The sequence below is a fragment of the Nocardia sp. NPDC047648 genome (assembly GCF_040642815.1).
Lineage (GTDB): Bacteria > Actinomycetota > Actinomycetes > Mycobacteriales > Mycobacteriaceae > Nocardia > Nocardia gamkensis.
The window spans coordinates 57,557-73,491 of sequence record NZ_JBEYSX010000017.1 but is presented as its reverse complement, the minus strand read 5'-3'; the positions used below and the strand labels follow the sequence as shown (position 1 = coordinate 73,491).

Genomic DNA, 15,935 nt, shown 5'->3' with positions numbered 1-15,935 from the left:
GTTCGGTAACTCCATCAACCGCAGCCGGTGCAAAATGGCACGACCCGCACCCCGTCAAGCAGTCGGCGCGGGCTCACGCTCACTCACGCCGACCTGCTCCCCGGAATCGACCGGCGCCCGCGTCACCGCCACCCAGGTATTGTTCACCGCCGCCGTCCCCGAAAACGTGTCCGTCAACGCCGGATCGTGCAGCAGGTTCACATTCGCCCCCGGCAACGACGCCGCCACCGTCCACCCGACCCCCGGCTCCTGATGCCCCCACCCATGCGGAATCGCCACCGTCCCCACCCGGATATCATCACTGACCTCCACCGGCACCACGATCGACCCGGTCCGCGAACGCACCGTCACCGGCTCACCGTCCCGCAACCCCCGCGCCGCGGCATCCTGCGGATGCATCAGCGCCGTGCAGCGATCCCGCCCCTTCACCATCGAAGGCACATTGTGCAACCACGAATTGTTGCTGCGCAGATGACGCCGCCCGATCAACTTCAAGTCATAGCCGTCCACCGGCGCGGTCACCGCCTTCCCGCGCTGCGCGTCCGCCAGGACCTCCCGCGCCGCCGCCACGAAATCCTCCGGCGCCACCTGAACCTTCCGATCCTTCGTCCCCAGCAACGACCGCAACCTCGGCCGCAACGGCCCCAAATCGATCCCACCCACCGCCGCACGCGCCTTACCCACGGTCAACCCCTTGCGGCCCCGCCGCAACACCCCGTACGGACCCGCCGCAACCCCGAGCGCAGCGATCCGCACCGGACTCACCCGATCGAACAACCCGTTCAGCACCCGCGCGGTGAACCGACGAGCAGGCAGCGGCACCACCTCGGTGACCAGCCGCGCCATGATCTGCCAATCCTCCAGCCCATCAGCAGGCGGCTCGAACACCCGCGCGTCGAAACGCAAATTGTTGCGCACACTGAACACCGGGAACAGGATGTTGACGTCCTCCCGCTCCAACGGCGAAATCGGCGGCAGGATGATATCCGCGTGCCGCGTCGTCTCCGTGATGTACATGTCCACGGCCACATAGAAATCCAGCGAGTCCAGCGCCGCCCCCAGTCGGCCGCGCTGCGGCGTCGACAACACCGGATTGCCCGCATACGTGATCATCGCGCGGATCCGGCCCGGCCCATCGGTCAGCATCTCCTCCGCCAGCGCCGCCACCGGCAACTCCGAACGAAACGACTTGTAGGTCCCAGAACTATCCGTCCACGCCCCGTACCCCACCGGCAGATACTTCGCATACCGCGCCGCATCGATCGGCGGCGTCGCGAACATCTGACCGCCCGCCCGATCCAGATTGCCCGTCACCGCGTTGATCGTGTTCACCAACCAATGCGTCAGCGTGCCGGTCACCTGCTGACACACCCCGATTCGCGCGTACAGCACCGCCGAGGACGCCGCCGCGTGCTCCCGGGCCAACCCGCGAATCGTCTCCGCGTCCACCCCCGCGTACACCGCCATCCGCTCCGGAGACGCCTCGGCCACCAGCGCGCACAACCGCTCCCAGCCGGTGCTCGACGCCCGAATCGCCTTCTCGTCGCACAGATCCTCGGCGACCAGCACATGCAACATCGCCAGCAGCAGATACACATCCCCGCCCGGCGCCACCGCGACGTGCTGATCGGCCAGCCGCGCCGTCTCGGTCCGCCGCGGGTCGATCACCACGACCTTCCCGCCACGCCGCCGCACATCCCGAATCCGCTGCTTCGCATTCGGCATCGTGGTCACCGACCCGTTCGACACCGCCGGATTCGCGCCCAGAATCACCAGCCGATCGGTGCGATCGATGTCGGTCACCGGCATCAGCACATTCGAGCCGAACATCCGCCACGCGACGAACTCCTGCGGGAACTGATCGATCGACGAGGCCGAGAAGAAATTCCGCGTCATCAGCAACGTCCGCAACAGCACCGCATACAACACCGACGAACTATGGGCCGCCGGATTACCGAGATACATGCCGACCGCACTGTTCCCGTGCTCGCGACGCACCTGCCGCAACCGCTGCCCGATCTCGCGGAACGCCTCGTCCCAGCCGATCGGCTCGAACGAGGAACCCACTCGCCGCACCGGCGTACGCAACCGATCCGGGTCATGGTGCAACCCGCCCATCGCCGTCGCCTTCGGGCAGATGTACCCCTTCGACAGCACGTCATCGGGATTACCCTCGATCCGCGTCACCTGGTCATCGGAGACCGTGACGAGAATTCCGCAGTGCGCCTCACACAACGTGCACTGCCGGGCGATGGTGGTAGCACTCATGTTCCACAGGCTAACCGGGGACACCACATTCCGTACAGGGCTGTACGTAAGATTGACGCGGGTACACACACGACCGCTCCGCGCGCGATCCGGGGCTGCGCTGACACTTCCCCTACTTCTACCGCCGCACAGATCATTTCGGACGTCATGATCACGCGCCGTCCGGTCGGCCGACGACCTCGAGGGTCAGCTCAGCCCTAACCGTCACAGTGACGATTAAAGCTGAGTTACCAAGAGGATCGGCAGGGGAGACGAGCTACGCCGCCGGTACCCCGGCGGCTTCCCGGGCGGCAGGCGCCGGCTTCGTCGCCGCGAACCCCGGCAGGAATCGGTTCACCACGGGAATCATCAGGTGAATCAGCGGGCCGATCCCGAAGGCGTACACCAGCGTTCCGATGCCGACGCTGCCGCCGAGAACGAACCCCGTCGTCAGCACGGCCACCTCGATCGCCGTGCGCACCACCCACACCGATCGCCCGGTTCGCCGCACCAGTCCAGTCATCAGTCCATCACGCGGCCCCGGACCCATTCCCGCGCCGATGTACAACACACTCGCCACCGCGTTGAGCACAACGGCGGCCCCCATGGCCCCGACCCGCACCGCGAGCAGATCCCACGACGGCAGCCACGCCAGCCCGGCATCGACCGACACGGCGATCACCACGACGTTGCTCACCGTGCCCAGTCCGGGCATCTGCCGCAGCGGAATCCAGGCCAGCAGCACCGCCATGCCGGTAACCGCCGTGACAGCACCGAAACTGATCGGCACCTGCCGCGCCACACCTTGATGGAACACATCCCACGGATCCAGTCCGAGCCCCGCCCGGACCATGACGGCCATCGAGAACCCGTACAACCACAATCCGACATACAACGCGATCAACCGACGAACCAGCACCGACTCAGCCTGCCCACAACTGGACACCACAACCAGAGCCAATCACCAATCACTGGACCTCAAAACAACAGCCACCGAAGTCAACCACCACACCGGAGCAGCCCCCAATTCGTCACTGTGACGTTTATGCGCATCCGAAGACTAGACCAGGGGAGACCACTCTAGGGAAAACCCAAGATTCACCAGCCAAGCCAAGAATCACCGGAAAATTTCCACGAAGCGGACAAACACGCCAAGAGGGTTCAACCGCCCGGCAACGACCACCGCCCACCCGAGAGCCCGTAGTCGACCCGACAGGCCGCACGGGCAGCGAATGACGTACAGCGGCAACGACGTACCGCGATAAGCCACACCCCACGACCTGCGCCGGAAGTACGCCGATAATCAACATTATGTCAACTAGAGCGTCGCCCGGCACCTTCCGACCCTTCCCTCACCCGAGCGACCCCTACGGCTCGACAGTCAGATGAGACGTATCGGCGAGGCTGAGAACCGCTCGGTTGCGCCAGTAATCGTCGTGTCGCAGATGCGTGATCGCGCCGGGCGCGGTCGAGAACGAGACGAAGCCGACCGCCTCGACCGGCACCATCATCCACGTGGTGAGGACGAATGTCAGTGCGTAACCGTGCGTGACGACGATGTGGTCATGGTCCGTGTCGGTCATCAACTCACGCACACACGCCTCCACACGGGTCGCGACCTCACGCCGCGTCTCCGCCCCAGGGATAGGACCGCGATGGTCGAGCCGATCATGATCCGGCGCGGGGACCTGGCGCTGCGCGAGCCATGCGTTCGGTCGACCGCCCGCCTCCCCGAAGCTGATCTCCCGCAGCCGCTGATCCGCCGCAACCGGAACGCCGAGCGCGGCCGCCAGAATCTGCGCGGTCTCGGTGCACCGAGCCAGATCCGACGTCGTGATCCGCACCGGCCGCATCGCTCCGTCACGCCGCCGCACCAACTCCGCCGCCACAAGGTGGGCGTCGCGCCGACCGCGCGCCGTCAACTCCGAGTCGTACCATCCACCGACCAGATCACGTTCGGTGTGCTCCGCGTGCGGATGACTCACCACGTACAGGTCCTGCATGCAACTCCCCCCTGATTCGATATCGCGCGCCCAGGCCCTTGCCGACCCACTGTATTGCGGTCGGATCGCATCTCGGATTCCGGTCTCGGCGCCGGACCCAACCCCGAACGTGGTCCGGCGCCGAGGTCTTCGAACTCAGGCCAAGATCTCCGCCAGCTCCGCATGCAGATCGAACAAAGCGGGAATCTGATTCGCCGGACGGCGTCCCATACCGCACTCGGTGGCGATGCCGAACGCGGTGACCGCGGACCGGGCGGCTTCGATGCGCTCCAGCGCCCCCGCACGGCCGTCGGTGGCGTGCACCAGGCCCAGGTACAGGTCGGTTTCGGGGGCAAGGACGAGGTCGGCGAGTGGCTTGAAATAGTCGGCGTCGGTACGTGAACGTGGGACCGGCAGGTGGAGCCAGTTGACCGGCCGGTCCAGCCCGGCCACGATCCGGGCGGCGACCGCCGCCAGCCGGCTGGTGTCGGTGGGCTCCGCGAAATGACGGTGACCGAAATCGCCGTAGCAGAGGTGGTAGCCGAGCTCGACCGCTTCGGGCACCGCCGCACCCAGCCGGACGAGCCGCTGCCCGACTTCGTCGAGCTGCGTCGGGTAGTCCGATCCGAACCACGAAGGGAAGATCCCCTCGAAGATGGCGAACTCGACCGCGGCATCCCATTGCACCGCGAGGTCTTCGGCCGGGATCGCGGCGACGATGGCGGAGAGTTCGTCGAGCAGACGCGCCTCGTATCTGCGTTCCAACTCCCCCTGCGGTCCCGCGACGAATGCCCCGATCACCGCGATAGGGGTCGGCAAGCTCACCTGGAAGCGGATGCCCGCCGGGATCGTCCCGTCCTCGCGCAGCTGGCGGAACACCTGCCAGGATTCCAGGGCCGCCTCCGCGTAACCCAACGGACCGAAGTCGATCGACGCCGCGTCCACGCCGGGTTTGGGCTGCACCCGCTCACTCGGCCCGTACTCCGGGCTCGGCGGCGGAACGGTTTCCAGGTCGGGATGCGCCTGCATCTTCGGCAGCTGCCATACCACCCAGTTGTCCCGGATCCCGGTCTCACCGTCCGGGATGCGTTTCAAGTGCGGTCCGATCCGCCGCGCCGCTTCCGAGAAGACCGTCCGCGCGTCCGTCAACGGGACACTGCCGCACAGATGAACTCCGCGCCCCTCACCCACCGCAACCTCCTACACATGGCCTACCGCTGATCGAGCCGACCTGCTCGAAACCAGACATTTGCCACATCGATCCCCGAAACTGGGAGCCAGAGCAGGCAATTGATCAGGTCGTACTACGCGATGCAGCGTAGGCGCGCACTGATGGCCTAGATCCCCAGATCTGGGAAACACCCAGCGATCGGTTCACTGGTGGGACACCGCAAGGCGACTCCCCTGTCCCCCGGGCCGAACCGAATCGTTCAGGAGTCTTGCTGAACATACTGTCGGGCAACAAGAATCACGACATGACGGTCGAACCTCCGGCGGTCACCGCTGTACGCCATTCGCCCGTCCCGGCATTCACGGGCCGCTCAGGAGGTTGTGCCACATCTGCGAACTACTCATCATGGTCAACGGCCTCCCGGGCTCCGGGAAGTCGACATTGGCCGCGCCCCTGGCACGGGAACTCGGCGCGCATTTGATTTCCAAAGACCTGATCAAGGAGGCGTTGGGTTCCGGGCTCGACGACACCACTGTGCTGCCGAACATCGGCGCGATCGCGATGGAGGCGGGGTGGGCGCTCGCCGCCGCACTACCCGGCGTGGTCCTGGTCGACTCCTGGTGGTTCAAGCCGCGCGACGCGCGCTATGCCGCTACCGGGCTCGCGACTTCCGGCGCAACACGCGCGGTTGAGGTCTGGTGCGCGGTGCCATCCGACGTTGCCCGTGCGCGATTTCGCGGCCGCCCGCGCGCCGATCTCTATCAAGACGACGCGCATCTGGCGCAGGATTGGGATCGATGGGCGCGCTTGGCCGAACCCCTCGCGCTCGCTCCGGTCGTCACCGTCGACACCACCGCTCCGATCGACTGTCCGGAACTCGCACGCCGGGTGATGGCCGCGGCGACAGTCGCCATCGGCGACGTCCTCTAGCGAGATCATCGCTATCCGAATTGCCTTGGACTGCCGAGGCTCCCCCCGCTCTATGCTTCTTTTGGATGGTTTGGATCTGTCGGGTGGGGTGTTGAGATGTTTCACATGTATAGATACGCATAGCAGCGTACCGCCATCTTTTCTTTGCCTCGGCTGGGATGCGGGCTTCGATGAAACAGCCAGCGACTGGTCAGCTTCGGCAGCACCTTGCCGCATCTTCGCGCCTGAGCTGCACGGGCGCCGCACCGCACCAGCACTCCCCTAGTTCATCACAGCCATGGAAAGCGCCCACACCAGGCTGCTCCCCCGCGCGACAACGGCATTCGCGAACCCATAGCAAGCTGAACTAACGTTCGAATGGTGCTTGGACATTCACATGCGACCAGTGGCGCGTTGGCCTGGTCAGCGGCAGTGGCGACGCTGCCGGTAACGATCTTGACGTTTCCGGCTCTCCAGGATGCGACGGGACATCTCGGTACCGTCGATCTGTTGCTGGGGGTCTTCCTCACCGCCGGGGCCGCGTTGCTGCCCGATGCGGACCACCCCCAGGGCACGATCTCGCACGCCCTCGGTCCGATCACGCACACTGCGTGCAAGCTGATCTCGTGGGTCTCGGGCGGTCATCGCGGTGCCACCCACTCCTTGGCATTCGTCGCGGCCGTCGCCTACGGCACCTGGGCAGGCGAGCACTGGCTCGGACGCTGGTTCACCCTGAGCCTGGTCTTCTTCCTGCTGGCCCTGGCCGTGCGCGCACTACATCTGTGCCCGTCCGGCAACAACTTCAAGGCGTGGGGTCCGATCGTGGCGCTCGCCTCCGCGGGCACCTTCGCGATGGAGCATTGGATCGCCGACAAGCCGGTCTGGTTGCCGTTCGCGGTGGGGCTGGGCGCGCTGGCCCATCTGATCGGCGACTGCCTCACCGAGCGTGGCTGCCGCCTGTTCTGGCCCTTCGACCTCCGCGTCAGCCTTCCCATCATCGATCGCACCGGGAACAAGGTCGAAACCTTCCTCGTGGCACCCTTGTTCACGCTCGGCACACTGGCCATCCTCTGGTACACCATCACGCACCAGCCGTGACACCTCGGCGCTGCTGCCCAGCGTCGCCCGTCCCGGCTCCGGCGAGGCAGTCGCGACGAACGCCGGCAGCAGCGCCACCCCGGGCGAACCTGCCCGCTTCGTGTAGCCCGGCCGCCGAATTCGTTCGTCGGACCCCCTCCCCTCCTTGTTGTTTTGGATTTTCTGGAGCTGGATGGGCTGGGAGGAACATATTGCTAGATGCGCATATCTACGTAACTAGATGTTATTCAGCAGGAGACCCCGGTGCCCACCTCCGCCGAAGCGGGCTCGCCTGCCCGGCATCGTTTTCCTCGGAACTCCGCAGGCACGGGGCTACCCTGATGCCATGCTCGCCTCGACCATGCAGCCGCAGCGGTGGACGCCGCCGCCCTCCCCTGCTCGGGCACGTCAAAGCCGCAGTACCCCTCCCCTTCCGGGGATACGGCGCCTGGAATTGCCCGGCGCCGGACCGGAGGATGTGGTGCTCTCCCCCGACGGCAGGATCATCGCGGGCGTAGCGGACGGTGCGATTCTCAGCATCGATCCGGCGACCGGAGACGTACGGGAACTCGCCAACACCGGCGGACGCCCGCTCGGGCTGCATGCCGACCCCGATGGACGTCTGCTGATCTGCGATTTCGAGCGTGGATTACTGGAGCTGGACACTTCCGGCGCGCTGACCGTACTGGTGGACGAGATCGATGGAGAGCGACTCCGATTCGCCAGCAATGTCGTGCGCGCTCCCGACGGCACGATCTACTTCTCCGCGTCGTCGCGCAGGTACTCACTCGACGAGTACATGGGCGACATCTTGGAGCACTCCGGTACCGGGCGCTTGTTCCGCCGCGATCCCGCGGGCAAGGTGGAAACGCTCATTCCCGATCTGCAGTTCGCCAACGGCGTCGTCCTCGCGCCCGATCGTTCCAGTGTCGTCGTCGCGGAGACCGGCGGCTACCGGCTCACGCGCTATTGGCTCACCGGCGCGAAGGCGGGCACGCAGGAACGGTTGATCGAGAATCTGCCGGGTTTCCCCGACAACCTGGGGCTCGGCAGCGACGGCCTGATCTGGATCACCCTTCCTTCGCCGCGAAATCCGTTGCTGGACCGCCTCCTTCCACTTCCGGGCATTCTGCGGCGCATCGTGTGGACGCTGCCGGAGTGGGTGCAGCCGAAGCCGGCGCGGACGGTGTGGGTGATGGCGGTCGATTTCGAGGGTGAAGTCGTGCACGACCTCCAGATGGAGGGCGCCGATTATTCGATGGTGACCGGCGTGGTCGAGCAGGACGGCGTGCTGTATCTCGGCAGCCTCAGCGAGCGGGCGGTAGCCGTGTCGCGAGTGCCGTAGGACTCCTCCGCCCACTTTTCAGTGCACACTTGTACACTCATGTCATGACGGAAGAGGCGCGCCGACGGCAAGCGGAGGTCAGGGCGCTGGCCCGGCTGGCCGGTGACGAACTCGGTGGAGCGGTCGACGGGATCGCGGCCGTGCACCGCGCGATCGCGCGGCGAGTGTTCGCGGCCGTGCGCTGGGGCGTCGGCCCGGCGGCGGCTCCGGTCGAGCTGATGCACGATGCGATCGCCGAGAGTGTCTATCGTGTGGTCGGCGGATCGGCGGTGGCGGCGGGCATGGTCGCGGAACGGACCGCGGATCTGCCGGGGGCCGCGCCGTCACGCACGGTGTACGGGTCGGGTTTGCTCGCCGCGGTGCAGGGACTCATCGGCGACGAACTCGAGCGGGAGCGACCGATTCTGGCCGGGCCGATGACCTTCCGGATCGACGGCGCTCCCGTGCCCGCCGAGCTGGTCGGCGCGTGTGTACGGCAACCGGGTGCGCATATCGTGGTTTTCCTGCACGGGTTGGTGGAGACCGAGCACGCGTGGCGGTTGGGCGGCGGGCCGACCTATGCCGAGCGATTGGAGTCCGATACGGGCTGCACGGCGCTACAGGTCCGGTACAACAGCGGTCTGCACATCTCGGAGAACGCCGCACAGTTCAGCGAACTGATGCAATGCCTGGTCGAGCGGTGGCCGGTGCCGGTGGAGCGGGTTTCGCTGGTGGGTCATTCGATGGGCGGGCTGGTCGCGCGGGGCGCGTGTTTCGTGGCGAGCGAAGCCGGGGTGCCGTGGGTGGAGCTGGTGCGGCAGGTGGTGTGTCTCGGTTCACCCCATATGGGCGCGCCGCTGGAGCAGTTGGTGCACTACGCGTCGGCGGCGCTGGTGCGGTTGCCGGAGACCCGGCCGTTCGGGCGTCTGTTGCGTCGTCGCAGCGCCGGGATTCGTGATCTTCGGGATGGCTCGTTGGTGGACGAGGATTGGCGGGATCTGGATGCCGACGCGTTGCGTCGCCGGGTGATCCGCGAGGTGCCGCTGCTGATGAGTGCGGAGCACTATTTCGTTACGGCTACCGTCACGCGTAGTCCGCGGCATCCGCTGGGCCGCGTGATCGGTGACGGGCTGGTTCTCGCACCGAGCGGCGGCGGGCGGAACCGGACGCGTCGGATCGGCTTCGATGTGGACAAGGGTATGCATCTGGCGTCGGCGCATCATTTCACGTTGCTCAATCATGATGCGGTCTACCGCGCGCTGCGCGCCTGGTTGACCTCGGAAGCGTCGGCGGTTCCCGGCGAAGTGTCCGGTTGAGCTCTCCTGGGGCGGGACATGGCGTGGCCGTGTCCCGCCCGGGCGTTCAGAGGAGGTCTTCGGGGTCGGCGTCGGCTTCGAGGCGCACGTCTTCGGCGAAGTGGGATTCGGGGTCGGCGTGGTCGGTGTTGGCGGCGTAGAGCAGCAGGCAGCCGCGGATGCCGTCGAGGAGGTCTTCCAGGAGGTCGAGGGCGGGGCGGGCCGGGTCGAGGCGGCTGATGCGGAAGCCGGTGAGCATTGCCTCGCGGGTGTCGGCGTCGACGCCGAAGCGGTGGGCTTGGGTTTCGATTTCGGCGACGCGGGCGACGAGGCTCCACGGGGCCGGGACGCGGCCTTCGTGCACGGCCATCGCTTCGGCGATCAGTTCGAGGACGACTTCGGTGGGGGTGTCGCCCGCGGCGAGTCGTTCGAGCACGAGGGTGGGGGTCTCGACTTGGAGTGCTTCGATGTCGTCGGCTTCGGCGACGACATCGGTGGTGGGTACGCTCGCGGCCTCTCCGGCGACTTCGGCGGCGGCGTAGAGCCAGTGCGCCGCGGCGACGGAGGCGGAGGCGGGGTCGAGTTCGGTGAACAGTTCGATGCTGCCGAGCGGGTCGGCGCGCAGGAGTGCGTCGGCGGCGTGGACCTGGGCCGGGGAGACGTCGGGGCGGGACAGTTCGACGGCTTGGCGGGCGCGGCCGGAGAGGTCGCCGCGTTCGGCGGATTCGATGGCTTCCTGTTCGGTGCGTACTTCGGCGGCGATGGTGTCGAGCAGGGCGTCGTCGTCGATGTCGTGCAGGGTGCGTCCGATGCGGTGGGCGGATTCGACGACGCCGCTGTAGGAGACGAGTAGTCCTTCGTCGGTGGGCAGGTGGGGGCTGCGCAGTCCGGTTTCGACTTCTTTGAAGTTCCGGCGTTCTTCGGCGCGGCGCCATGCTTCGCTGTTGGGGACGTCGGGGTCGCCCGCGGCGCTGGCCGGGTGGGTGTAGGTGCGCCATTGGAACCGCGAGAGGGTGGTGAGGTTCGACGCCAGATCGGTTGCCTGGTCCTTGGTCACCTGCGGGGGCAGGGTGGCCACCGTCTGGGCGAGGTCGCCTCGTCCGGTCGCCCAGGTGGCGACGAGGGCGGCGCGGTCGGCATCGAATGCGTATCTGGTCACTGGGCAAGTCTGGTCGATCGGCGGCGGATGCGCTCGGTCAATTGCTTCGCTCGTGTGAGGTTGTGCGGCGTTTCGCCTGGACGCGCTGGAAGGATGGGGGCATGACTGTCGATCATGGTGCTCCTGGTGACGGGCCTTCGGTGCCGCCGCCGCTGGCGCCGGTGTTGTATCCGGCTCGGCCCTCGGCTGCGGAGGAGGCGAGAACCGTTGCGGCGTCGGTGAATACCGCGACGCTGGCGAGTTTGACGGAGGATGGTTCGCCGTGGGCGTCGTTGGTGACGTATGGGTTGTCGGCGGGGCAGCCGGTGTTGTGTGTGTCGCGGCTGGCCGAGCACGGGCGCAATCTGGCCGCGGACGGGCGGGCGAGCTTGGCGGTGGTGGCGCCGGATCCGCCTGCGGACCCGTTGGCGGGGGCGCGGATCACCCTGTCGGGTGTGGTGGAGCGGCCGGTGGGTGGGGAGGCGGTCGCGGCGAGGGAGGCGTATCTGGCGGCGGTGGCGGCGGGGCGGATGTACATCGATTACAGCGATTTCTCGTTGTGGGTGTTGCGGGTGCGGCGGGTGCGCTGGGTCGGCGGGTATGGGCGGATGGATTCGGCGAGTGCGGAGGAGTATGCGGCGGCGGAGCCGGATCCGGTGATTCCGGGGGCGGCTCGGGCGGTGGCGCATCTCAATGATGATCATGCCGAGGCGTTGCTGGCGATGGCGCGGCGGTTGGGTGGGTACCCGGATGCCACGGGGGCGAGTTGTGAGCGTGCCGACCGCTACGGTTTGGATTTGCGGGTGGTGACGCCGCGGGGTGTGGCTCGCACCAGGGTCGGGTATGCGGAGCGGATCAACGCGGTCGAGGAGTTGCGGGCGGCGACGGTGGAGTTGGCGCGGCGGTCGCGGATGGCGTGAGCGCGGATCGTGACGGTTGCGCGACCGGCGACACGCGATTTCCTGCCCGGGCAGCCAGCAATCTGACAGCTACGCTACGGCGATGCGTACACGCACTCATCGGCGCGGGTTCGCCGCGCTGTCGGCTGCCGCGGCGGTGCTGATGGCTTCGGGTGTTTCCGCTGCTCAGCCGAGTCCGGTGCTGCCTGCGTTCGATGCGGAGTTCCTGTGGGGTGTGGCGTCGTCGGGGTTCCAGTCCGAAGGTCATGCGCCGGACAGCAACTGGTCGCGTTTCATCGCGGCGGGTGGGACGGCGGATCCGTATCGGGATTCGGTGGACTTCGCGCGCCGCTATATCTCCGATATCGATCTGGCGGCGCGTCTGGGGGTGCGGGTCTATCGGGTGGGTATCGAGTGGGCTCGGCTGCAACCGGCGCCGCATGCCTGGGACGAGGCGGCGTTCGGGTTCTACGACAATGTGATCGCGCGGATTCTGGCGGCGGGGATGCGGCCGATGCTGACCTTGGATCACTGGGTGTATCCGGGGTGGGCGTTGGATCGGGGCGGGTGGCGTAACCCGGGCATGGTCGAGGATTGGCTGGCGAACATGCGCAAGGTGGTGGGCCGGTATGCCGCGCGTGATCCGCTGTGGGTGACGTTCAACGAGCCGGCCGCGTATGTCGGCACTGAGTTGCGGACGGGTGGGATCGGTGTCGAGGAGGCGCCGCAGATGCTGGATCGGATCGCGCTGGCGCACAACGAGATCTACGACGTCATCCACGGTTATCGGCCGGATGCCCGGGTGACCAGCAATCTGGGCTATGTGGCCGGTGCGGAGACGGAGGTGAATCAGCCGATCGTGGATCGGATCTCGGCGAAGCTGGATTTCATCGGTGTGGATTACTACTTCGCTCCGTTGCCGCAGACGGGTGAGTCGGCGCAGGGCGGTGCGGAGGGTGGTCCTGCGATGTGGGAGCTGCCGGTGCAGCCGGAGGGCATCTACTACGCGTTACGGCATTACGCGCGCCAGTTCCCCGGGCGTCCGCTGTATGTGGTGGAGAACGGTCTTCCGACGGAGAACGGGCAGGTTCGTCCGGATGGGTACAGCCGCGCCGATCATCTGCGGGACACGGTGTATTGGCTGCAACGGGCGAAGGCCGACGGGATGAATGTCATCGGTTACAACTATTGGAGTCTGACGGACAACTACGAGTGGGGTTCGTACGCGCCGCGGTTCGGGCTCTACACGGTCGATGTGCTGACCGATCCGACGTTGGCGCGCCGCCCGACCGACGCGGTGGATGCGTATGCCCGGCTGATCCGCGCGGGTGGTGTGGGGCCGGATTATCGGCCGACGCGGGCTCCGCTCCCCTGTGTCCGGATCGATGCGCCGGACACCTGCGCCGGGGACGACCCGGCTTAGGACCGCGGGTGGGTGGATGCCGGTTGCGGCCGAGCGGTGGTGGTGTTCCGGTAACGTCGGCGGGAGTGCACGTGTCGCGTTCGCGGGTGGGCAGTGTCCGCCCGGAAAGGTGATCATGACGACCGATAGTCACCTGCCGCTCGGTTTGGAGTACCCGGCGGCGTCCTTCTCGGAATTTCTGCGCCGGTACGCGCCGCGGTTGTTGCCCGATGTGGGTTTCGAGGCGGGCGGCGGTGGGGGCGGCGGCGCGGCGCACGGGACGACGATCGTCGCGATCAGCTATCGCGGTGGTGTGCTGGTGGCCGGTGACCGCAGGGGCACGATGGGGCATCTGGTGGCGACGCGGGATATGCGGAAGGTCTTCGTCACCGACACGTATTCGGCGGCCGGTTTCGCGGGCACGGTCGGGATGGCGTTGGAGATGATCCGGTTGTTCGCGGTGGAGCTCGAGCATTACGAGAAGATCGAAGGGGCTCCGCTGACGTTCGACGGCAAGGCGACGAAGTTGTCGGCGATGGTGCGCGCGAATCTGCCCGCGGCGTTGCAGGACATGGCGGTGATTCCGGTGCTGGTCGGCTATGACCTGGATGCTGCCGAGCCGCAGCGGGCGGGGCGGATCGTGTCGTACGACGCGGTGGGTGGCCGGCAGGAGGAGCGTTTCGGTTACACCGCGGTCGGTTCGGGGTCGGTGTTCGCGAGGTCGTCGTTGAAGAAGACCTATCACCGCGATATCGATGAGCAGGCGGCGTTGCGTCTTGCGGTGGAGGCGCTGTTCGACGCGGCCGATGACGATACGGCGACGGGTGGCCCGGATCTGCTGCGCGATCTCTATCCCACCGCGGTGCTGGTCGACGCCGAGGGCGCGGTCGAGGTTTCGGCCGAGCGCCTGGCGGAGATCACCCGTGGGGTCGCCGACGCGCGGGCGGCGGCGGAAGGGCGCTGAGCGGCGGCGGGTTGTTCGCAGTCCGGCTGTGCGCCACAGAATGACCAGGTGGTGGGGTCGGATCCGCGAGCGCCCGCTCTCAGTATGGGCGTGATCCGGTTCCGGACGTCTCGGCCCGCCGCGGGGGGTGCTGATCGAAATACGGTCCGCCACCGCGTTTTCCATTTTTCGGATGTTTTCACAGGATGTGGTGCGGGTTTGTGACCGACGTCGCAGTGCGCACTTGTTAGGCCTGTCACAGCAATTCGGTTGCGACGGGCAAGTAATTGTCGCGGCGAAACCGTGAAGGCCGAGTTCAACGCTGTGCGCGAAATGTTACTCACCGGTTGGGTCACTCCGCGGTCGGACGTGGCGGGAGCTGCGGTGATGCGTGGGACATCGATCACGCTTGCCCGGTGTCGCCGCGGTGCTTACGGTTAATTCCGTCGATGGCCGATGACGCCCGATCGAATTTCATCTCATTGATGCGCCGCGTTTTCCACCCTTCAGGCAATTTCATTGTTATTGCTCTGGGCGGCAGTGGAATTCATGCGGCACCGGCGAAACTGGAGCAATGGTACAACCAACCCCCTGGCAGGCAACCGAAGCGCGACACCGCCGGAGCCGTGGCTCCGGACGCCCGGCACGAAGCGCGACGCCACCACGGGGAGTGGACTGGGGCTTCTTGTTCGCCGCGGCCACGAATGCGGTCACCTTCGCCCTGCTGTTCCAGCCGTGGCTGTCGGCGTCCGGTTCGGGTGGCGAGGCGCGTTCGGACGCGTTCGGCCGGGTCACCGGTGTCACCAACGGTTTCGACGAGTGGTCGGTGTCGAAATTCCGTGAGATGAACATCAGCGGTGCCTGGGGTCTGCTGGCCGCTGCCGCGGCGGTCGTCACCGTGTTCGCGGCGGTCGCTCAGGTGCGGTCGCGCTCCCGTGCGCTCGCCGCTCTGGTGATGGGATCCAGTGTGGCCGTGACGGTTCTGGTGCTGATCTGCTTGCTGTACCTGGATGCCAAGGGGCCGGAATTGCGGACGCTGATCGATCCGGGTGAAGGTTTCGGTTCAGGGTGGCTGCGCCGGATCTTCGACGGGGACGGCACGGCCGTTTCGGCTGCCGGTGAGCAGCGGATGGCAGGCGCCGGACTGACCCCCGTGGCGTTGCTCGCCGGGGTGCTGAGTTCCGCCGCCGCGGTGGCCGCCGTCGCGCAGGGCGCCCGTCGGTACGGCCTCAGCACGATGCGGGCGTTGTCCTGGCTGGTGACGCCGCTGCCGACCGAGACAACGCCGCCTCCGGCCGCCGCGGAGGCGCCCCGTCCGGTTGTTGCGCAGCCGACGCCGGATGCCGCCGAGCGGGTGCTGTGGGACGAATTGGTCTTCGATGACGACCTCATCGCCAACGTCACCTGGGTGCGGAATACGAACCCGCCCGGGAGCGAAACCTCGGCTCACCGTTCGACGCCGGTCCTCACCCGGTAGCGGTCGGCGGCTCGCCTGTCGCGCGGCTGTGCTCGCTTATCAGGCGGCCACAACGGGCGGGATCTCCGGAT

The 15,935-nt window shown here is 67.0% G+C and carries 13 protein-coding genes; 8 read left to right on the top strand and 5 right to left on the bottom strand.

Translation table 11 applies throughout. The features are described from left to right. Positions 1-54 precede the first annotated feature (54 nt). The 4 genes from ABZ803_RS29350 to ABZ803_RS29335 form a co-directional block, all read right to left on the bottom strand. Positions 55-2,268: a molybdopterin oxidoreductase family protein gene (locus ABZ803_RS29350; RefSeq protein WP_357044225.1), complete on the bottom strand. Its 2,214-nt coding sequence runs from the start codon at positions 2,266-2,268 to the stop codon at positions 55-57. Positions 2,269-2,524: 256 nt separating this feature from the next. After that, positions 2,525-3,109, bottom strand: a complete 585-nt coding sequence (locus ABZ803_RS29345) for a hypothetical protein (protein WP_357044391.1) — start codon at positions 3,107-3,109, stop codon at positions 2,525-2,527. Positions 3,110-3,614: 505 nt separating this feature from the next. After that, entirely contained in the window at positions 3,615-4,250 is a 636-nt protein-coding gene (locus ABZ803_RS29340; RefSeq protein WP_357044223.1) for a histidine phosphatase family protein, read from the bottom strand. A gap of 135 nt (positions 4,251-4,385) precedes the next feature. Beyond that, positions 4,386-5,420 carry a hypothetical protein gene (locus ABZ803_RS29335; RefSeq protein WP_357044221.1) on the bottom strand — a complete coding sequence of 345 codons (1,035 nt, stop codon included), beginning with the start codon at positions 5,418-5,420 and terminating at the stop codon, positions 4,386-4,388. Between the two features lie 385 nt (positions 5,421-5,805). Between ABZ803_RS29335 and ABZ803_RS29330 the strand changes: the two genes are divergently transcribed. The 4 genes from ABZ803_RS29330 to ABZ803_RS29315 all read left to right on the top strand — a co-directional run bounded on the left by ABZ803_RS29330 (position 5,806) and on the right by ABZ803_RS29315 (position 10,026). Further along, a complete protein-coding gene (locus ABZ803_RS29330; RefSeq protein WP_357044219.1) occupies positions 5,806-6,330 on the top strand; it encodes an AAA family ATPase in 525 nt (174 codons plus the stop codon). 357 nt (positions 6,331-6,687) lie between these two features. Continuing rightward, positions 6,688-7,407: a metal-dependent hydrolase gene (locus ABZ803_RS29325; RefSeq protein ID WP_357044217.1), complete on the top strand. Its 720-nt coding sequence runs from the start codon at positions 6,688-6,690 to the stop codon at positions 7,405-7,407. A gap of 325 nt (positions 7,408-7,732) precedes the next feature. Then, complete coding sequence (locus ABZ803_RS29320) at positions 7,733-8,731, top strand: SMP-30/gluconolactonase/LRE family protein (RefSeq protein WP_357044215.1); 999 nt, start codon at positions 7,733-7,735, stop codon at positions 8,729-8,731. A gap of 44 nt (positions 8,732-8,775) precedes the next feature. Further along, entirely contained in the window at positions 8,776-10,026 is a 1,251-nt protein-coding gene (locus ABZ803_RS29315; protein WP_357044213.1) for an alpha/beta fold hydrolase, read from the top strand. 46 nt (positions 10,027-10,072) lie between these two features. On the opposite strand, the gene ABZ803_RS29310 is transcribed toward ABZ803_RS29315, so the two are convergent. Beyond that, positions 10,073-11,164: a hypothetical protein gene (locus ABZ803_RS29310; RefSeq protein ID WP_357044211.1), complete on the bottom strand. Its 1,092-nt coding sequence runs from the start codon at positions 11,162-11,164 to the stop codon at positions 10,073-10,075. A gap of 101 nt (positions 11,165-11,265) precedes the next feature. On the opposite strand from ABZ803_RS29310, the gene ABZ803_RS29305 reads away from it, so the two are divergent. The 4 genes from ABZ803_RS29305 to ABZ803_RS29290 all read left to right on the top strand — a co-directional run bounded on the left by ABZ803_RS29305 (position 11,266) and on the right by ABZ803_RS29290 (position 15,864). Next, positions 11,266-12,063 (top strand): DUF2470 domain-containing protein, encoded by a 798-nt coding sequence (locus ABZ803_RS29305; RefSeq protein ID WP_357044209.1) that lies wholly within the window; start codon positions 11,266-11,268, stop codon positions 12,061-12,063. A gap of 82 nt (positions 12,064-12,145) precedes the next feature. Next, entirely contained in the window at positions 12,146-13,465 is a 1,320-nt protein-coding gene (locus tag ABZ803_RS29300) for a family 1 glycosylhydrolase (protein ID WP_357044207.1), read from the top strand. A gap of 115 nt (positions 13,466-13,580) precedes the next feature. Then, positions 13,581-14,408: a proteasome subunit beta gene (gene prcB / locus ABZ803_RS29295; protein WP_357044205.1), complete on the top strand. Its 828-nt coding sequence runs from the start codon at positions 13,581-13,583 to the stop codon at positions 14,406-14,408. A 649-nt stretch (positions 14,409-15,057) separates the two neighbouring features. Then, positions 15,058-15,864 (top strand): hypothetical protein, encoded by an 807-nt coding sequence (locus ABZ803_RS29290; protein WP_357044203.1) that lies wholly within the window; start codon positions 15,058-15,060, stop codon positions 15,862-15,864. Positions 15,865-15,935 lie beyond the last annotated feature (71 nt).

What these genes read in the sequence shown, in the direction of transcription:
- ABZ803_RS29350 (WP_357044225.1), bottom strand. Translation starts at nt 2,268, where the DNA reads ATGAGTGCTACCACCATCGCCCGGCAGTGCACGTTGTGTGAGGCGCAC.
- ABZ803_RS29345 (WP_357044391.1), bottom strand. Translation starts at nt 3,109, where the DNA reads ATGGCCGTCATGGTCCGGGCGGGGCTCGGACTGGATCCGTGGGATGTG.
- ABZ803_RS29340 (WP_357044223.1), bottom strand. Translation starts at nt 4,250, where the DNA reads ATGCAGGACCTGTACGTGGTGAGTCATCCGCACGCGGAGCACACCGAA.
- ABZ803_RS29330 (WP_357044219.1), top strand. Translation starts at nt 5,806, where the DNA reads ATGGTCAACGGCCTCCCGGGCTCCGGGAAGTCGACATTGGCCGCGCCC.
- ABZ803_RS29325 (WP_357044217.1), top strand. Translation starts at nt 6,688, where the DNA reads ATGGTGCTTGGACATTCACATGCGACCAGTGGCGCGTTGGCCTGGTCA.
- ABZ803_RS29320 (WP_357044215.1), top strand. Translation starts at nt 7,733, where the DNA reads ATGCTCGCCTCGACCATGCAGCCGCAGCGGTGGACGCCGCCGCCCTCC.
- ABZ803_RS29315 (WP_357044213.1), top strand. Translation starts at nt 8,776, where the DNA reads ATGACGGAAGAGGCGCGCCGACGGCAAGCGGAGGTCAGGGCGCTGGCC.
- ABZ803_RS29305 (WP_357044209.1), top strand. Translation starts at nt 11,266, where the DNA reads ATGACTGTCGATCATGGTGCTCCTGGTGACGGGCCTTCGGTGCCGCCG.
- ABZ803_RS29300 (WP_357044207.1), top strand. Translation starts at nt 12,146, where the DNA reads ATGCGTACACGCACTCATCGGCGCGGGTTCGCCGCGCTGTCGGCTGCC.
- prcB (WP_357044205.1), top strand. Translation starts at nt 13,581, where the DNA reads ATGACGACCGATAGTCACCTGCCGCTCGGTTTGGAGTACCCGGCGGCG.